The organism is Candidatus Nitrosotalea sp. FS (assembly GCF_011319475.1).
Taxonomy (GTDB): Archaea; Thermoproteota; Nitrososphaeria; order Nitrososphaerales; family Nitrosopumilaceae; genus Nitrosotalea.
The window spans coordinates 25,530-44,080 of record NZ_RCMC01000199.1; the positions used below are offsets into that span (position 1 = coordinate 25,530).

The window sequence follows — 18,551 nt, forward strand, 5'->3', positions numbered from 1 at the left end:
NTGGAATCAAGAGTCTTGTAAAACAAAAACCAGAGATAGATTATGCAGTGTTTGGAGAACCAAGTGGAATTAAAAATATTACAATTGCATACAAGGGAAGAATTGCAATAAACTTGAGAGTAAACGTAGGCGACAGTGCTCATGCTAGTGCACCATGGCTTGCAAAGAATGCAATTGAGGAATCATATGTATTTACAAACGCATTAAAAAAATCCCTAGAGCAAAACCAAGAAGGTCTGGCAAAAAGCATGATGCTCACATCATCTTTAACTGAGATTAAAGGAGGCACCAGTCACAATGTTACACCACTAGAGTGTGATGCAATAATGGATATCAGAATCCCAGTAAACATGAATTGTAAAATTGTCGGAGAAAGAATTGCGACTACGGTTCAAGAGATTGCAAAAAAACAAGGAGTCAATGCATTTTATTCAGTAATAGATGAAACAGAGCCATTTGAGGCTCCACATAGCTCCCCACTCGTAAGAGCGCTCACACTAGGCATAATGGATGTAGAAAAAGCAAGACCACNTGTAATAGATGAAACTGAACCATTTGAGGCTCCACATAATTCCCCACTGGTAAGAGCACTCACATTAGGCATAATGGATGTAGAAAAAGCAAGACCACAGTTGATTCGAAAGACAGGTACTGGGGACATGAACATAATAGGAAACTCGTTGAATATTCCAGTGGTAACATACGGTCCAGGAGATCCACATGCATCACACACAATTGATGAAAGAGTTTCAACAGATGAATTTCTAAGAAGTATTGAAGTCTTTAAGAGAATGTTGTCCCACCTTAGAAGACTNGCATACAATTGATGAAAGAGTTTCAACAGACGAATTTCTAAGAAGCGTTGAAGTCTTTAAGAGAATGTTGTCCCATCTTAGAAGACTGCATGAGTTCAAAAATTCAGCAAAATCCTAAAACGAAGCTCAAAATATAGAGCCGTCGGAGTTTTTTTACAATGTTATGGTTTGTAGGTCTTGGCATTTCAGGACTTGATGGAATAAGCGCAAACGCAATTCAGGTTTTAAAAAAAGCAGACATGACATATTTTGAGGTTTTTACTAGTCCAATAGGAAAATCAGAACTAGTAAAGATAAAGAAACTAGTCAAGGGAAAACTTACTGTTGCCCCTAGATGGATGGTGGAGGACGGTAAGGCAATTCTACTCTTAGCCAAAAAGAAAAATGTCGTACTGTTAGCTTATGGAGACCCATACGTAGCAACAACTCATGTGGAACTACGTACAAGGGCAGAAAAAGACAAGATCAAAACAAAGACAATTCATGGAGCATCGGCAATCACGTCTTTGATTGGAGAGTGTGGTCTACACCATTACAAGATTGGAAGACCAGTAACAATCATGAGAGAAAGCCCATCACTGAATACTGTATACTATACAATTTATGAAAACATGGTAAAGGGAAGTCATAGTTTACTCATACTAGAGTTTGACAATAGTTCCAACTTCTTTTTAGATCCCAAAGATGCTCTAGTCAGCTTGCTTGAAACCGAAAAGGGCCAGAAACGAAATGTGATTGACCAGTCCACATTTGCAATAGTGGCATCAAGAATTGGCTCCAAAAACCAAAAAATAATCTCAGGAAAGATATCAACTCTTATCAAAACAGACTTTGGCAAGCCACCACATACTATCATCATTCCAGGAAGATTGCATTTTACTGAGCATGATGCAATCAAAATATTTTCCCAATGCTTTGACGAGCCATTTGACAACTCATCAAAGATTCAAAAAATATCAGATCAGATGCTTTCAAAATACATTCCAAAAGCAAGAAAGGCATTAGAAGAAGTTGTAAAGATGTTCAAAGATGATTCAAGCTTAAATTCTGTAATAGAAAATGCCCAATTGTACATAGATGACGCTGAAAAGTTCCAAAAGGATGGACAGGAAGAACTTGCAGTACTCAGCATAGGATACGCAGAGGGTCTAATGGATGCATTACGCCTATCAAAAGGAGTCGATCCTTGGGCACAGAGTTTATAGATAAATCAAATTGTAATAGTTTCGCTCTAGTGATAATATTTGGATGCATTTGATAAAGAGATAATCACGGCCTTTTTTGTGGCAACACTTTCGGGGGATACTCCAATTGGCATCATCCGAAAAAAGCTTGCCCTAAGCCCAGAATATGTACAAGATAGAATCGAAGATCTTGCAAAAAATGGGTTTATTGAAAGTAACAAAAAAACCCTCACCGACCTTGGAAGAAATTCTATACGAGTGGTACTTGCAGGAGGAGTTTTCGACATAATCCACCCAGGACACATTCACACTCTCAGAGCAGCAAAGGCTCTTGGCAATGTTCTAGTTGTAGTGATTGCAACAGACAAGACTGCACAAAAAATGAAGAGTCGAATTCCACTTCACAACATGGAGCTTCGTAAAGACTTGGTGAAATCACTTTCAATGGTAGACTATGCCGTAGTTGGGTACGAAGGAGACATATTCAAGTCAGTTGAACTCATCAAGCCAAATATCATAGCACTAGGATATGATCAGGTTCATCAAGAGAAATTCATAATAGATGGATGCAAAAAAATTGGAATCGAAGTATCAATTGCAAGACTCCAGTCCCCAATACCAGACATCAAGAGCTCAAAAATAGAAAATGAATACGGCAAGTCAATTTATGGAATCTAGTCCCGCACAGGTTTTACGCTTATTGGGACTCGTATTGTAACTTTTGAGCCAGTTGAAAGTTTTGTTGCCTTTTTGATGTTCTCTTCTGAGATCAACTCAATTATAGAATCATCGTGATGAGTTCGCTCAAGTAGTATTAGTGCAGCATTTATGCCATTTATTTTTGCAGGATAGCATTTTACCCAGCCATATGTCCTCTTACCATCAGAGAAGCCATCAACCAATATTGCAGTATATGCATCAAGGGAACGCTTGGCCTCAATTGATTCCTTGTCTTTTAGTTTTACATTAAGTGTTCCAGGAAATGGAACATAACCAAGTTTTGTCTTGAATTGTTTTGTATATCCCTTCATTGACATGTAATATGCTCCTTCACCCATACCAGAGATTATTGTTCCACGAAATTCCAAGTGAGCAGGAACTGATTCAAGGCTGGATTTTAGTATAGAAGATATCTTGATCATTTCAGAATGGCCTTTTGTGGTTATTCTTACAGAGACCTTTTGTCCACTTCGCAGTCTTTCCACATATCCATTTGCTTCAAGTTCCATCAGATGCTTTGATGCAGCTTGCTGTGACTTGTTGATGCTTTTTCCAAGAGATGACGTGGTTATTGGAACAAAGTTATAGCGTGCGCCTTTTGTAAAAAGTTCTGCAAGTGTGAGAATATGTTGAATCTTTAATTCTGACATTAATTTTATGCAACACCAAGCTCTGTAAATGTTTTGAGTGTCAATCCATCAGTGGATTTTAGATTAGCCATTCTGTGACCAATCAGATACCCAATTCCAGCTTGTTTTGCAGAGTCAACTAGTCGTTGTGTTATGATTCCATCTAGTATTAGATATCGTATTCCAGATCCTGGGGCAAGCTTACCTACAACCTCGCTTACTGGAACCTTGAAGAGTTGGTTAACACCATCATCGAGAGCTATTGCTTCCAATGATTCATTTAGTTGCGGGTAAACCTTCTTTACAACATTAGCAATCGGCTCATCCTTTACATCCTTGAGCACTGGTTTTGCGGTCTCTTTTTTCATGTCTTCTGCAGTATCTTTTAGAATGTCTGCAATCTGTATAGGAGTAAGTTCTTCAACCTCTACACCTTCTGGTGCTCGATGTACCACATCTACGTTAACAAGTGATTTTAGTTCTTTTAGTATGAATCCACCTGCTCTATCTCCATCAAGGAATGCAACTACTTTGGCTTTAGAATCGCAGAGTGACTTGATTGATTCATCAATTCTTGCGCCTTCGATTGCAAGCGCATTATCAAAACCGGCTCGTAATAGATTTATCACATCTGCTCTTCCCTCTACAAGAATTATCCATGGTGAATCAAACACTCCAGAACCACATGCAAGTTTTTCTTTTCCAAATGCTGCAAGCTTACCGGCAGAACCAACATCAGATACATCCTTGAGCATCTCTTCTCCTTCACTGATTGTTTTTGTAGACCACTTTTGCACAATATCCTTTGCTCTGTCTACAATCTCTTTTTTCTTGGCAGTGCGTACATCATCAATTGCATCTAATTTGAATGCCGCCTGGAAAGGACCTACCTTGTCAATGCTTTCTATGGCTGCTGCAATCAATGCAGCAGTGTTGATATCAGTACTCATAGGAATCAGTGCATCTCCCTTTGTTTGAGTAGACGAGGCCGTGGTATTGACTTCTATTCGTCCTACCTTCGACACCTTCTGGAGTTCATTCAGGTTCATTTCTGGGCCAAGCAGACCTTCTGTCTGGCCAAAAATTGCGCCTATGATATCGGCTTTTTCAACGAGTCCATCGACGTCGAAGCTGAGCTTAACGTGATACTTGACAATTCCCTTATACGACAAATCATTATCCTCTTAATTTTTGATCAATTATTTTTGATAACAGTTCGATATAAGTGCTTATTCCTAGTTTCCTTACGTTAACCTTCAAATGCATATGCAGACAGATCTTCTACGTTTTTTATCTTGCCTTTTGTGATAACGGTGAGTTGTTTTCGATATGACAGGTCCACAGTCATCCTATGCTGTAGCTGAGAGATTATTCTCTTTGTGAGATATCGTCCTTTTCTATCTGAATCCAGTAAGAGTATGAGATTTTTGTATCTAGGCATACTATCGGCAAATTTTATGAGACCTTTGAAGCTATGAAATTGACATATCTTTCCAGTAAAGCCCAACTTTTTGAGAGATTCTTCGTCACGCTTTCCTTCTACAACAATTATGCTGTGATGTTCAGAGTTGAGTGATTTGATAAAGTCTTTTACTTTGTAGATCTCATCTGATTCAAAATTCACAAACTTATTTACAAGCTAGACTATTAAGCAATTTTCAGATCTCATGTCAGAATTTCTAGTAATTCAGAATACAAAGATAGAAGGGATTGGCACATTAGGAGATCTACTCAAAGCAGATGGGTTTAGCATAAAGACTGTCCTTGCAAAGAGTGAAAAAATTCCAGAGACCAAACATGATGCGGTAATAATTCTTGGCGCCCCCGAAAGTGCAAATGATGATCTTACATATCTAAAGCAAGAGATGGANATTTTTGAAGTTCACAATCATTTTCATAACTCAACATTTGTTATTGTTTTTCTGCAACGTACTTGTCATAGTATGGACTATTTGGGGAACAACGTTCATCTTGAATTATACCTGCAGTTTTGTTATTATCAAACCAACTTGTTTTAGAAGGACAAAATGTGCCGCCGCAACTTAGATTTTCACACATTTGTATCACTTTTGGCATTGTATGACCGATCCAACATGCTGTAAGTGATTTGACCTGACCATCTGGAAAAGTGGCTATAAAATGTCGTGTCTCATTTATCTTGAAGTATCCATCATAGTTTACAATTATTGGTGGATGATGACCGCTAGTAGAATTTATTGCTCTTGGAAGCATATTATTGCAATTTATCCCATCAACTTCGGGTGTACTGCTACCGATGTATACAAATTTCACACCATCAAATTCAACAGGTTTGTTTACTTCAGTAGTAATAGGAAATCCATCATAAATTCTGCTTTCGTTGTCTACTTCCATGTTTAAACTATAGATGCAGTTAGTCGAATTGCCTTGGCATTCTTGAGGTCGTATTGATTCATTTTGGAATAAAAGAAAAACATACAATGAAATGGTAATTACCAAGACAGATGCCGAAATTATAGTAAGAAGCTGTGTCTTCAAAATACACTATCATTCATTCTTCAAACTTTAAAAAACTGACGTAGATTCCCACAGTAAGATTGTTCAAATAAAAGCAAACTTGGTAGATAGTATTTTCTCGATTTTGACAAAAGTTTAATATAAAACACTTAGACCTTCGGNAGAGTTTGACAACACCAACCAGTCCAAACTCTTCAATGGAATAAAGAGTCCATCTCTTGTGTTTCATTGGCATGGAGACACGTTTGATCTACCAAAAGATGCAACAAGACTTGCGCATTCGAAGGATTATCAGAACCAGGCAATAAAAATAGGCAGTGCAATAGGAATACAATTCCATCTAGAGATAGATGAACCAACCATAAGGCTATGGCTAGAGAAATCAAGTGAAGAGCTTGCCAGCGTGCCATACATACATCCAGACGTAATCAAAAAACAGATACCACAAAAAATTGGCACAATTAAAGACACCCTAGAGATATTTTATAAAAACTTCAAGTCAGAGTTTAATTTTTGAAGATCATTAGGTTCATCATGTGTTTTCCCATTTGTCACATTAGACCAAATCTAAACTAGAAATGAGATCAAGTGATACCATTTGACAAAAGTTTAATATAAAACACTTAGACCTTCGGATCACGTTATGATGCACAAAAAAACACAGATCTCATCATTGCGATCTGCAAATAAAGAGGAGAAATCCTTTTGAATCCAGTAACAAAGATTTTTGAAGAAACATTTGCAACGGATCATAAGGTAATTACCGAAGATCTATCCAAAGCAGTATTGAAAAAGTATGGAATCAAAGTTCCAGGTTATGCACTTGTAACAAATGCAAAAGATGCTACCAAGGCTGCAAAGAAATTAGGTTATCCATTAGTTATGAAGGTAGTTTCACCACAGATACTCCACAAAAGTGATGTAGGTGGAGTAAAAGTAGGACTACAAAATGAGAAAGACGTAAAGAAAGCATTTCTTGAAATGTATCCAAGACTTTCAAAGAAAAAAGGAGTCCACGTAAAAGGAATTTTACTTGAGAAGATGGTTCCACAAGGAGTCGAACTTATCATAGGACTCCAAAATGACCCACAATTTGGTCCAGTAATAATGGTAGGACTTGGTGGAGTATTAACCGAGATATTCAAAGATGTGGCATTTAGAATGCTACCAATCACAGTAGATGATGCAAAGTCAATGCTTACAGAATTGAAGGGTGCAAAGATCCTTCAAGGATACAGAGGTAGTAAGCCAATTGATTTGAACATGCTTGCAAAAACAATTGTTCAAATCGGCAAGGTCGGAGTAGACAATGCAAACTACTTTGACAGCATTGACTTCAATCCAATCGTAGTTTATCCAAAGTCATACTATGTAGTTGATGCAAAGATAATCTTAAGAAAAGAGATCAAAAAAGATGCAATCTCAACAACAAAACCAAACATCGAATCCATGGAGACATTCTTTACACCACAATCAGTCGCATTGGTTGGTGCATCTGCAACTCCTGGCAAAGTAGGAAATTCGGTTCTTGATAGCATTGCAAAACACGACTACAAAGGAAAAGTATACCCAATCAATCCAAAGGCAGAGGAAATTTTGGGATTGAAATGTTATCCATCACTTGAAGCAATTCCAGAAAAAGTTGACTTGGTTGTTGTATGTGTTGATCTATCAGTTACTCCACCAGTTCTTGAATCATGTGCCAAGAAAGGAATTCACAATGCGGTGATCGTATCAGGAGGTGGAAAGGAACTGGGAGGAGAGAGAGCAGACTTTGAATCTCAAATAAAGAGCCTTTCGGAACAACACAAGATCAGAATAATTGGTCCAAATTGTATTGGTATGTTTAACGCAGCCAATAGACTAGACTGTGCATTCCAAGGCCAAGAGAGAATGGTACGCGCAAAACTCGGACCAGTGGCACTGTTATCACAAAGTGGTACAATGGGAATTAGCTTCCTTGAGACTGCAGATTCATTTGGACTATCAAAGATGGTCAGCTATGGCAACAGATCAGATGTAGATGAGGCAGACATGATCTGGTACTTGGCAAATGATCCTCAAACCAAAGTAATTGCACTATACGTAGAAGGTTTTGGAGATGGTAGAAAATTCATCGAGACTTCAAAACGTGTAATGAAAGAGATGCATAAACCGATAGTAATCTGGAAGAGTGGAAGAACTGCACTTGGAGCAAAGCAAGCAGCATCACACACAGGTTCACTTGGAGGTTCTAATGCAATAATCCAAGGAGCATTCAAACAAGCTGGAATAGTTTCAGTAGAGAGTTATCAAGAACTTGCTTCAGTTACAAAAGCATTAGCATGGCAACCAGCAGCAAAGGGTCCAAGAGTGGCTCTTGTCAGCAATGGTGCCGGACCAATGATTGGTGCAATAGACCAATTTGAAAAATATGGATTAGAACTTGGCAAAGTAACAGAAGCAACACTCAAGGAAATGAAAGAACATTATCCTCCGACATATGTAATAGGAAATGGAAATCCTGCAGATGTCACAGGTGGAGCAAATGCTGATGACTATAGATACTCCATCCAAAAATTCATGGATGATCCAAACATCGACATTGTCATGCCATGGTTTGTCTTCCAAGATGATCCACTTGAAGAGACAATAATCGATTATTTGGGAGAGTTCTCAAAACAAGGCAAAAAGCCATTGCTTGTTGGTGGAAATGGTGGTCCATACACAGCCAAAGTCTCAGGATTAATTGAGAAACACAATGTTCCAGTGTATGACGACATCCGAAATTGGGTTGCAGCAGCATCTGCCCTACACCAATGGGGAAAGCACAAACCCAATAAGGTTTAATTTCCTCATCATTTGGAGTTTTGACATGTCTCTAGTTAATGTCTCAAAATCAGAAGGAATTTGCACAATCAAGATAAACAGACCTGACAAGCTCAATGCAATGAACATGGATGTTGCAAATGACATCATCAAAGTATTCAAAGAAATTGAAGGAGACGATTCAGTAAAAGTTGTAGTCATCACAGGAGAAGGAGACAAGGCATTTTCTGCTGGTGCAGACATTGCATACATGTCAACCATCACACCAATAGAATCAGAGACCTATGCAAAACTTGGCCATCTTTTGACTTATACTGTAGAAAATTGTAGCAAGCCAACAATTGCTGCAATCAATGGATTTGCACTTGGAGGAGGATGTGAACTTGCACTAGCATGTGACATTAGAGTAGCTGCAGACACTGCAAGGATGGGACAACCCGAAGTAACAATAGGTGTATGCCCAGGATGGGGTGGAACTCAGAGATTGCAAAGAACTATTGGAATATCCCAGGCAAAAGATTTGATCTTTACAGGAAGAATTGTCAAATCAGATGAAGCAAAAGAGATGGGCTTGGTAAACAAAGTCGTAGAACTTGCAAAATTAATGGAAGAGACTAACAATATTGCAAAGATGATTGCTCAGAATTCTGCAATGGCAGTAAGAATGTCAAAGATCGCAATAAACAAGGGAAGAAATTCAGACATCGATACAGGTCTTGCACTAGAACTTTACACATGGGGCTTGTGCTTTACTCATCCAGACAGAGCAGAACGAATGACTGCTTTTGTAAACAAGTCAAAAAAGTAAGCTTCACCTAATCTTTAATTCCTATTATGTCAGGTATGAAAAGATTATTATAATTTAAAGGACGAATTAGTTCATGAGTAATACACAGACCACAAAATTGGTCACAATTACACCAAAAGCCGCAGAAAAAGTAATTGCTTTCATGGCAGAAGAAGCCGAAAAGCCACAATTTCTGCGAGTCTACGTACAAGGTGGAGGATGTTCAGGATTATCCTATGGAATGGGATTTGAAAAGACATCTGAAGAAGACGATCTTGTAATCGAAGAAAATGGTGTCAAGATGGTAATTGACAGTTACAGTGTCGACTATCTCAAGGGTGCAAATATTGACTACATCGAGAGCCTAATGGGTGCTGGATTTAAAATTAACAATCCAAACGTAACCAAATCTTGCTCTTGTGGAAGTTCATTTAGTACATCCTAAACCTGAAATTTCTTTAATTTTTATTTGTTAACAACCAGTGTAAACTAGGATCACAGACCATAGATTATTCACCATACAATACATATTATTTATAAAAACTATAGAATATGCTTATCAATTGTACCGGATACTATCAATTGAAAAGAGTTGACAGTGTTCAAAAGTGGAGAAAGGGTACGCATAACAGGAGTTAATGAATCCAATAAAATTTACAAAATCAAAAAGATTAGAATAACTGAAAAAGGTGGAATTCTATATTTGTTAAAATCTCTTGAAAAAAATTCCGTCTTGCGAATGTACCATGAAGATAAAAGACTGTGTTTAGAAAGAATCAGATAAGTTCTAGGTGACCATCAGGGTCATCGTAGTCAAGACATGCGGTATTTTTCTTACTTCTTTTGTAATTATTCTTTCAAGCATCATAGAATCTGATGCCTCTACTTTTACTATAATATCATAAAGACCCAAAGTCCCTGTGACCTCTGACATACCCTTGATTTCCATTAGTCTTCTAATTATTGGATTTTCTTTTCCAGTTTCGCAATGTATTGCCACAAAAGCTTTGCTCATAAAATATTATCACGATCTCAAGTATTAGGTATTTCTATGGCCAGAGGCCGCGTGCCTNCTTGTTCATAAAATATTATCACGATATTAAGTATTAGGTATTTCTATGGCCAGAGGCCACGTGCTTCAAATGCTTCCAGCACTCTGCCAACTGCAAGCACCATACTTGCTTTTCTCATGTCGACACTGTGTTTCTTTGAAAGTGCATATGTATCGTTGAAACCACGTACAATGTGGTGTTCCATCTTACTTGCAACCTCATCAAATGTCCAGTAATATCTTTGCAAGTTCTGTACCCATTCCAAGTATGATATGCATACACCACCAGAATTTGCCAAGATGTCTGGAATAACCATTATTTTCTTTTTGAATAAAACGTCATCTGCTTCAGGCGTGGTAGGACCGTTTGCGGCTTCTGCAATTATTTTACATTTGATGTTTCTTGCAACCTGTGGAGTTATTTGGTTCTCAAGTGCTGCAGGTATCAAAACATCACATGGTGTAGTAAGAAGCTCTTCTGTTGAGACCTTTTTGCTTCCAGGATAGCCAACAACACTGCCATGTCTAGTCTTGTACTCAAGAACTTTCTTTGAGTCAAGTCCTTTTAGATTAATTATAGAACCTTTAGAATCGCTTACTCCAATAATCTTTGCACCCATTTTTTCAACATATTCTGCTGCATATGTTCCAGCATTACCATAGCCCTGAATGACAACTTTGGCGCCCTTTAACTTGAGTCCAATTTTCTTTGCTCCCTCTCTTACACAATAAGCAACACCTAGACCAGTGGCTACATTTCTTGCAAGAGAACCTCCTGTTGGAATCGGTTNCTTGGCGCCCTTTAGCTTGAGCCCAATCTTCTTTGCTCCCTCTCTTACACAATAAGCGACACCTAGACCAGTAGCTACATTTCTTGCAAGAGAACCTCCTGTTGGAATCGGTTTTCCGGTAATAACACCTGGTTCTGCTTGTCCGTGCATCATACTATAAACATCCATTATCTGAGCCATTTCTTTTCCAGTAGTATACACATCAGGTGCTGGGATGTCTTTTCCTGGTCCAATGATTTCAGATATTGCATATGCATATCTTCTTGTGAGTCTCTCTTTTTCTCCAGCCGAGAGTCTCTTTGGATCACAGATTATTCCTCCCTTACCGCCTCCAAATGGAACATCAACAATAGCACATTTCCAAGTCATCCACATGGATAGTGCCTTTACTTCTTCGATTGAAACATCTGGATGATATCTTATTCCTCCTTTGTGTGGACCTCTAAAGTCATTATGTTGTGATCTATATCCTGTGAATACCTTGATTCTACCATCATCCATCTTTACTGGTAGTGAAACTGTTAGAATTTTTTTTGGACTTGCAAGCATTTCATGAATACCGGCATCAATTTTCAAAATTTTTGCGGCATCTGCAAGTTGCTTGAGAGCATTTTGCCAAGGATCGATTTTAGTCAATCTTAACCGATATGTCTCACGGTATATTGTATTTAAATTTGTTGAGATCGTTGCTTATTGTTTTGTAGTATCTTGATCGGGTTTTGCAGAACCCCCAAGTTTAGAATTTACCAGACTACGCAGATCATCATCAGTCTTACCTTCAGTGTTGACACCCAAAGACTTGGCAAGTGTTTCAAGTTTTTGTCGTTCAGACATGACAGGTCCTGAAATGTCGAGGTTAAACTCGCCTTTGGCTTTTTTTAGTTCATCTTGAACCATGTTTTTTGTTTTATCGTATTGTGCCATGACTCTAGCAAGTTTTTTTGTTGCATCAGGTAATCTTTTGGTTCCAAGAAGTAATACCAATGCTACCAAGACAATCATTATCCAGTCATTTCCTATAATGTTAAGTGCAAAATCAGACATGGAGTAATTTGGCTTGTTTCTAAAATTAAAGCTTTAGACCAACATGACTTGTTTTCTCTTGAGAAATACAAATCCCAATACAAATAGCCCAACTACAGATAAAATAAGATAAGGAATCGAACTTCCAAAAGAGTTGGCAATTACACCAATAATCAGAGGTCCAAAGGCCCAACCCATTCCAAAGGTTGCCTCATACGCACCAATCAATGCACCAACATTTTCTTTTGTTTTTCTCATTATGATCTCAAATGTAAGTGGAAAATACACGCTAAACCCAAATCCCAGTATGAGAACTGCCACACTGAATTCCAGTACAGAGTGAGAATAGTATAGCATCAGCATTCCAGCAGATATTGATATTATAACAAGCAGTATACTTGTGAGAAACTTTTTCATAAGAAAGTTAGATGCCAACAAGGAAACAAGTCTAGAGATACCAAATACGAAAAAGAGTAATTCAATGTTTGATTCTGAGATTGACCTCTCATTCATGAATGCTGGAAGTATTGCCAAGAATACGCCAAAGCTTACACTACAAAACAAGAGAATTGCAATCACCGTAGGAAATTTTATCAAATGTTTTGCAGATGCAATANGATGCAATGGATATAATTCCATTATGAGCCACATCCTTATCTTTCGATAACATTAATGATGAGACAAGTGAAGTCGCTATTGCAAATGCGGCAATCTGGAATATCATCCCATATGAAACACCAAAGTGTTCAAGCAAAAATGAACCAACAAGCGGTCCAATCATAATACCAGTAACAAAAAAAGCCATGAACCTAGAAATTGCTTTGACTCGATTCTGTGGACTGGTAGATTTTGATATAATCGATTCACAGGGAGGCCAGAAAAACGAATGTGCGACACCTACCAGTGTTCTAAATATTATAATTTGTGGCACAGAATCTGCTACAGATAACAAGTAAATTGACACAGAGTCAAGGACTAGCCCAAGGGAAAGTAGTATGCCTTTGTTGAACCTGTCAAGTAACAGCCCAACAAAAAGTGGAATGAACATGTAAGGGATAAAGTTTGCAAATCCAATTACTCCAAGATCAGAATATGAGGCACCCATGTTTTTTGCAAACAGTGGAACTATTGGATTGTGTATTCCATATGAAAATCCAACAATTAGGGCAATAACGTAGACAAGAATTACTTTATTCATTTTACTTGTATGCTGCAACCATGATTGCGCCCCCAAGCATGCCTTTTTCAAATTCTACTCTTGAGAACCTTTCAAGAAGAAGTGACTCTAGCTTTTTGTTTTGAGGCCATAGTTTGTACGTACCATAAAGAGTGGCAAATTTTAGACCAAGTCTTCCACCACCAATTACTGCTAATATAGGAAGTACAGCCCTGAGGTAAAATGACACTCCTGCTCTAACTACAGGATTATCAGGCTTGCCCAGATCAACTATGACAAATCTTCCATTCTTTTTTAGCACTCGATGTATCTCAGATATTGCAATTCTGAGATTGATTGCGTCTCTTAGTGAATAACCAGTAAGTACCGCATCAAAGTTTTCATCACGAAATGGAATATGTTCAAAGACTCCGCATGTTAATACTGGCGTTGTAGAAAATAATCTACTGGTATTTTTGAGCATGGGTCTTAACGGATCATACAATGTGATGTTGACGTTACCATCACAGATCTTAGATGCAGTCTTTGACATGTTACCAAAACCAGAGCCAGCATCAAGGATGTGATCTCCAGGATTGACTCTTCCCTTAATTCCTCGTTGACGAAACTCTGAATCTCTTCCAAGTGAGATCAGCGAGTTTACTTTGTCATATACCGGGATTATTTTTTCTAAAACATCGAGGACTTCGCCCCAATAACTTCCAAGACCCACATCAGTCTAGAAATAATACGATATTATATGTCATCATGGTTTTTGAGCATGTTTTTTGCTCCGGGTTTTACTTGTGATCAATACGATAACCAAAAATTAAATCATCCAGAATTATTCCATGAACTAGTGCATTATTGTCCCAAGTGTAAATCCAAGATAGAGGTGCAACGCACGTTTAATCAAAAAATACACTTTAGCTGTCCCAAGTGCAAAATTGAGGACATTATAGACTCTACAAAGAATATTGACGAGGCATTTTTGGAATTTTTGATAAAATTTGACAATGATGAGATACCAAACAAGAATCAACAAGAGTCAACCCTGGAAAAAGAAGGCATACTGCAGTCAGAAGATGAGATAAACAAGATGATAGGAGGTGCAAAGATTGCAGACATTACAAGATCAGTTCTTTTCTCAAAGAGGCATTATGTCTCACACTTTAGGGTAATAGAAGAGCCGGATCCCGAGATGGGCTCTACCGTATCAGAGTCAGGCCTTGACCAGCGAATAGTTGAGGCTCTAGAATCAATAGGTATAAAGAAATTCTACAAGTTTCAAGAAGAATCCATTCATCACATTATTTCTGGTGACAATGTAGTAATCACTGCACCGACTGCATCTGGAAAAACAGAATCATTTGTTGTGCCAATCATTGAAAGAATAGGTAATTCAAAAAATCCTGTTCCCACAATACAAGCAATTTTTGTCTATCCAACCAAATCTCTTTCAAGAGACCAATACCCAAAGATAAAAGAAATTGCAGACAAGATGAATGTACAATGCGCTGTATTTGATGGGGATACAAAACAAATAGAGCGTGCAGAGATTCTTGTAAATCCTCCCCAGGTGATCATAACTAACTTTGATGTTTTGCATTATCATTTATGGCACAGGACTAGGTTTGCATCTCTTCTTAACACAACTAGATTTCTTGCAGTGGATGAAGCTCATGTATATTCTGGAATCTTTGGTTCCAATGTTCATTATATCATAAAAAGATTAAAGAGAATTGCACCCAAGTTACAGATGATTGCAGCATCTGCAACATTAGATAACGCATTATCATTTTGCCAGATGCTATTTGGAGTAAACATGGTTCAGATCTCAGGATCTGGCAAGAAGGGCAAGACAGAATTTTCAATGCTCTTTCCCTCTTTGATGACCCAGCGCGCATTAATGATTGACATACTAAAAAAACTGACTACAAAACAACACAAGACACTGGTGTTTAGTAACTCACATCTTAATTCCGAACTTTTGGCTCTACAGGCAAGAAGACAAAAAGTGGACATCAAGGTTCATCGAGCAGGCCTAATGGCAAACTATAGGAGATCAGTTGAGAACTTGTTCAAGACTGATAAACTACTTGCAATTTCTGCAACCCCTACACTTGAGCTTGGCATAGATGTAGGCAATGTAGACGGAGTAATCTCATCTACGATTCCAGTAAATAGACTCACGCAGAGAATAGGAAGGGCTGCAAGAAAAGGCCAAGGAGGATATGCATTTCTAGTACTGGGCAACGATCCAATTTCACAGTATTACAAGAACCATCCAGCTGACTATTTTGAAGATGTTGAACAAATTTACATTGATCCAAAAAATCCCTTTGTTGAAGAGTTTCAAGTTATCGCAATGGCTTGTGACAAACCAATTGCAAAACACGAATTGTCAGAACACAAAGACGTCATTGAAAGACATGTTGGTGCAGGCAACCTTGTCTTGATTGAAAATAGATATGTCCCAAATTATGATCAAATAAAATCAATTTTAGAAGATTATAGCATAAGAGGAATAGGAAGATCAATTGACATATTCCTAAACGGCAAAAAAGTTGGAGAGCGCGTATTGCCAATTGCTTTAGAAGAACTGCATCCGCAAGCAGTTTACTTTTTGGCAGGAATTAGATATCAAGTAAAAGAGATCGGATATCCAGAAAAAATGACTGCAAAATTAGAATATCTTCCAAAGAATTATCCATACTACACCAAGGCGCTAACAGAAGAATGGCCAACAATAGAGACAATCTTTGAGAAAAGACGTGCAAATGGAATTGAGGTTGCGTTCTGCAAGTTACACATTCAGAAGCGAGTTTATGGATATGTCAACTTGGAGTTGGGCCAAGAGGTAGGACAAGGACAGAAAATAATTTTAGAAAAGCCACTTGATTATGATTTTATCACAAAGGGAATTGTATTCAAGGCTCCAAGACCGCTAGACGAAATAAGCAAGGCAGAAAATGAAGAATATGTAGAAGCAAGCGGGTATCATGCCACAGAGCATGTTGTCATAGAAGGAAGCAACATGATAACAGGAGGCGTATCACAAGATTTGGGAGGCATATCTCTTGGCACATCTGGCTTGGTCTTTGTCTATGATTCCGCAATAGGCGGAAATGGTGCAAGCAGAGCACTTTATGATAGACTTGAGAAGGCATTTGAGAGAAGCCTTGACATTGTAACAGAGTGTCCTTGCAAGAGCGAAGCAGGTTGCCCACGCTGTACTTTTTCATACAGATGTGGTAACAATAACGAATACCTCCACAAGTTTTCAGCAAAAGAGATCCTACAGAGAATAACAGATGGTGAAACAACAGATGTTACAGAACCTGTAGAAGGAGACAAACCTCTTGTATGATAAATTTAGAAGTACAAAATGAAACAAATTATTAACATCATCAACTGAGAGTTATCATGGATAAGGTTGCAATAGTTACTGGAAGCTCAAGTGGAATAGGTTTTGAGACAGCACTTGCACTAGCTCGAGAAGGATATCACACCTATGCAACTATGCGAGACATCAAAAAAGGCGACAAGATTTTAGATATTGCAAAAAAGGAGAATCTGAAGATCAGAGTAATAGAACTTGATGTCGACAAGGAAGATACGATCAAGAAGGCAGTTGAAGATATAACAAGCGAGAAGAAAAGAATCGATGTTCTAGTAAACAATGCAGGTTATTTTCTTGTAGGGTGTTTGGAAGATCTAACAATTTCAGATCTAAAGGATCAATTTGAAACAAACTTTTTTGGAGTTGTCCGAACAATCCAAGCAGTATTACCCACAATGCGTAGCCAGAAATCTGGAACAATAGTAAATGTAAGCTCAGTTGCAGGAAGAATTGGTTTTCCAGTAACTCCAGGATACATCAGTACCAAATTTGCATTGGAGGGCTTGAGTGAATCAATGCGATACGAGTTGTTTCCATTTGGAATTAAAACAATAATCATAGAACCAGGTGTCATCAAGACAAACTTGTTTGCAACTCTGAAAAAGACAACAAAACAAGACTCTCCCTACAAGGACATGACTGAGAAAGTGATGAACGGACTATTGATGATGTCAGAGATGGGCACTCCTCCACAAGAAGTTGCCAAGACCATAGTCAAGGCAGTCTCATCTGAGAGTCCATTACCGCGATATCCAGTCGGTAACGATGCCATAATGTTCCTAGAGGCAAAGAGGGACAAGACCGACATTGAGTTTGAAAATTACATAAAAAAAGAACTTTTTAGCTAAAAACATCTTTTTTGTCACCATTTTATCATTATAGAAATGTCATGGCACAGAATTTGATGAATTTTATACTATTCTTTTGGTTAGATTGATATACGACGTAAAGTCAATTTTTGTCAAAGTCAACAGATTTAACCAAAAATTTAGTGATAATACAAATGAAATGGAAAACACTTCAACATAATGGCATTGCGTTTCTTCCTCCCTACGAATCAAAAGGAATTACAATCAAGATCAAGGGAGCAAAAGTTCCACTAAGTATAGACGCTGAAGAAATGGTCTACCAATGGGCAAAAAAGAAAGATACGCCATATGTTAAAGACCAAGTGTTTCAAAAGAACTTTCTTTCATATTTTGTAAAAACACTTCCTGCAGATTTCAAAAACATTTCACTTTCAGATATTGACTTTTCTGAAGCATTCAAGCTAGTGGACATGGAAAAAGATTCCAAGCTAACAATGAGCAAGGAGGAGAAGAAAAAGATCGCAGCCACAAGAAAAGAGATCAAAGAAAAGATGAAGGCAATGTATGGCAAGGCAACAATTGATGGAAAGGAAGTAGATGTAGCAAACTGGATGGCAGAACCTCCAGGTCTTTTCATCGGAAGAGGAGACCACCCACTAAGGGGTAAGTGGAAACCAAGAGTTACAGAAAAAGACGTTACACTAAATCTTGGAAAGGAAGCCAAAGTACCGCCAGGCAAATGGGGCAAGATAATACACGAACAAGACTTTATGTGGCTTGCAAGTTGGGTTGACGTACTAACCGATAAGAGAAAATACGTATGGTTATCTGATACATCAGATCTCAAGCAAGAGCGCGACAAAATGAAGTATGACAAGG

General features: G+C 38.1%; 16 protein-coding genes and 6 pseudogenes. 11 read left to right on the plus strand and 11 right to left on the minus strand.

The genetic code is table 11. From position 1 onward, the window contains the following. Position 1: 1 nt before the first annotated feature. The 4 genes and pseudogenes from DYY66_RS14615 to DYY66_RS07440 all read left to right on the plus strand — a co-directional run. Positions 2-531 (plus strand): annotated as a pseudogene (locus tag DYY66_RS14615) (peptidase dimerization domain-containing protein); the annotation flags it as partial. A gap of 1 nt (position 532) precedes the next feature. Next, positions 533-814, plus strand: a pseudogene (locus tag DYY66_RS16300) (M20/M25/M40 family metallo-hydrolase); the annotation flags it as partial. Between the two features lie 159 nt (positions 815-973). Continuing rightward, entirely contained in the window at positions 974-2,020 is a 1,047-nt protein-coding gene (gene dph5, locus DYY66_RS07435; RefSeq protein WP_166287620.1) for a diphthine synthase, read from the plus strand. 39 nt (positions 2,021-2,059) lie between these two features. Next, entirely contained in the window at positions 2,060-2,677 is a 618-nt protein-coding gene (locus DYY66_RS07440; protein ID WP_166287623.1) for an adenylyltransferase/cytidyltransferase family protein, read from the plus strand. Here DYY66_RS07440 and DYY66_RS07445 read toward each other — a convergent pair. The 4 genes from DYY66_RS07445 to DYY66_RS07460 form a co-directional block, all read right to left on the minus strand. Continuing rightward, on the minus strand, positions 2,674-3,369 hold the full coding sequence (locus DYY66_RS07445) for a DUF120 domain-containing protein (RefSeq protein ID WP_166287626.1): 696 nt from the start codon (positions 3,367-3,369) through the stop codon (positions 2,674-2,676). The two genes, DYY66_RS07440 and DYY66_RS07445, sit on opposite strands and share 4 nt — an antisense overlap. A 5-nt stretch (positions 3,370-3,374) precedes the next feature. After that, positions 3,375-4,520 (minus strand): DNA primase DnaG, encoded by a 1,146-nt coding sequence (gene dnaG / locus DYY66_RS07450; RefSeq protein ID WP_166287629.1) that lies wholly within the window; start codon positions 4,518-4,520, stop codon positions 3,375-3,377. Positions 4,521-4,597: 77 nt separating this feature from the next. Further along, positions 4,598-4,972: a toprim domain-containing protein gene (locus DYY66_RS07455; protein ID WP_166287632.1), complete on the minus strand. Its 375-nt coding sequence runs from the start codon at positions 4,970-4,972 to the stop codon at positions 4,598-4,600. Positions 4,973-5,259: 287 nt separating this feature from the next. Then, positions 5,260-5,721, minus strand: coding sequence for a hypothetical protein (locus tag DYY66_RS07460; RefSeq protein ID WP_166287635.1), 462 nt, complete (start codon positions 5,719-5,721; stop codon positions 5,260-5,262). A gap of 285 nt (positions 5,722-6,006) precedes the next feature. Here DYY66_RS07460 and DYY66_RS16305 point away from each other — a divergent pair. The 4 genes and pseudogenes from DYY66_RS16305 to erpA form a co-directional block, all read left to right on the plus strand. Continuing rightward, positions 6,007-6,361: pseudogene (locus DYY66_RS16305) on the plus strand (type 1 glutamine amidotransferase); the annotation flags it as partial. Between the two features lie 188 nt (positions 6,362-6,549). Next, positions 6,550-8,673: a 3-hydroxypropionate--CoA ligase gene (locus tag DYY66_RS07470; protein ID WP_166287641.1), complete on the plus strand. Its 2,124-nt coding sequence runs from the start codon at positions 6,550-6,552 to the stop codon at positions 8,671-8,673. Between the two features lie 25 nt (positions 8,674-8,698). Beyond that, on the plus strand, positions 8,699-9,460 hold the full coding sequence (locus DYY66_RS07475) for an enoyl-CoA hydratase/isomerase family protein (protein ID WP_166287644.1): 762 nt from the start codon (positions 8,699-8,701) through the stop codon (positions 9,458-9,460). Between the two features lie 73 nt (positions 9,461-9,533). Continuing rightward, positions 9,534-9,884 (plus strand): iron-sulfur cluster insertion protein ErpA, encoded by a 351-nt coding sequence (gene erpA / locus DYY66_RS07480; protein WP_166287647.1) that lies wholly within the window; start codon positions 9,534-9,536, stop codon positions 9,882-9,884. Positions 9,885-10,226: 342 nt separating this feature from the next. Here erpA and DYY66_RS07485 read toward each other — a convergent pair whose 3' ends face one another. From DYY66_RS07485 to DYY66_RS07505, 7 genes and pseudogenes are all read right to left on the minus strand, one after another. Then, positions 10,227-10,454, minus strand: a complete 228-nt coding sequence (locus DYY66_RS07485) for an Lrp/AsnC ligand binding domain-containing protein (protein WP_166287650.1) — start codon at positions 10,452-10,454, stop codon at positions 10,227-10,229. A 101-nt stretch (positions 10,455-10,555) separates the two neighbouring features. After that, a partial coding sequence (locus DYY66_RS14620; RefSeq protein WP_255496355.1) for a Glu/Leu/Phe/Val dehydrogenase occupies positions 10,556-11,280 on the minus strand: 725 nt, incomplete at its 5' end. A gap of 1 nt (position 11,281) precedes the next feature. Further along, a pseudogene (locus tag DYY66_RS14625) lies at positions 11,282-11,917 on the minus strand (Glu/Leu/Phe/Val dehydrogenase); the annotation flags it as partial. A gap of 54 nt (positions 11,918-11,971) precedes the next feature. Further along, the gene (locus tag DYY66_RS07495) at positions 11,972-12,325 is read right to left on the minus strand and encodes a twin-arginine translocase TatA/TatE family subunit (protein ID WP_166287656.1); all 354 of its coding nucleotides are present in this window, start codon (positions 12,323-12,325) and stop codon (positions 11,972-11,974) included. A 33-nt stretch (positions 12,326-12,358) separates the two neighbouring features. Beyond that, on the minus strand, positions 12,359-12,817 hold the full coding sequence (locus DYY66_RS14630) for an MFS transporter (RefSeq protein ID WP_394352609.1): 459 nt from the start codon (positions 12,815-12,817) through the stop codon (positions 12,359-12,361). Positions 12,818-12,921: 104 nt separating this feature from the next. Beyond that, a pseudogene (locus tag DYY66_RS14635) lies at positions 12,922-13,502 on the minus strand (MFS transporter); the annotation flags it as partial. A 1-nt stretch (position 13,503) separates the two neighbouring features. After that, the gene (locus DYY66_RS07505) at positions 13,504-14,193 is read right to left on the minus strand and encodes a class I SAM-dependent methyltransferase (protein ID WP_166287659.1); all 690 of its coding nucleotides are present in this window, start codon (positions 14,191-14,193) and stop codon (positions 13,504-13,506) included. 48 nt (positions 14,194-14,241) lie between these two features. On the opposite strand from DYY66_RS07505, the gene DYY66_RS07510 reads away from it, so the two are divergent. The 3 genes and pseudogenes from DYY66_RS07510 to DYY66_RS14640 all read left to right on the plus strand — a co-directional run. After that, positions 14,242-16,830 carry a DEAD/DEAH box helicase gene (locus DYY66_RS07510; RefSeq protein WP_166287662.1) on the plus strand — a complete coding sequence of 863 codons (2,589 nt, stop codon included), beginning with the start codon at positions 14,242-14,244 and terminating at the stop codon, positions 16,828-16,830. A 56-nt stretch (positions 16,831-16,886) separates the two neighbouring features. Next, positions 16,887-17,711, plus strand: coding sequence for an SDR family oxidoreductase (locus tag DYY66_RS07515; protein ID WP_166287665.1), 825 nt, complete (start codon positions 16,887-16,889; stop codon positions 17,709-17,711). Between the two features lie 155 nt (positions 17,712-17,866). Continuing rightward, positions 17,867-18,551 (plus strand): annotated as a pseudogene (locus tag DYY66_RS14640) (DNA topoisomerase I); the annotation flags it as partial.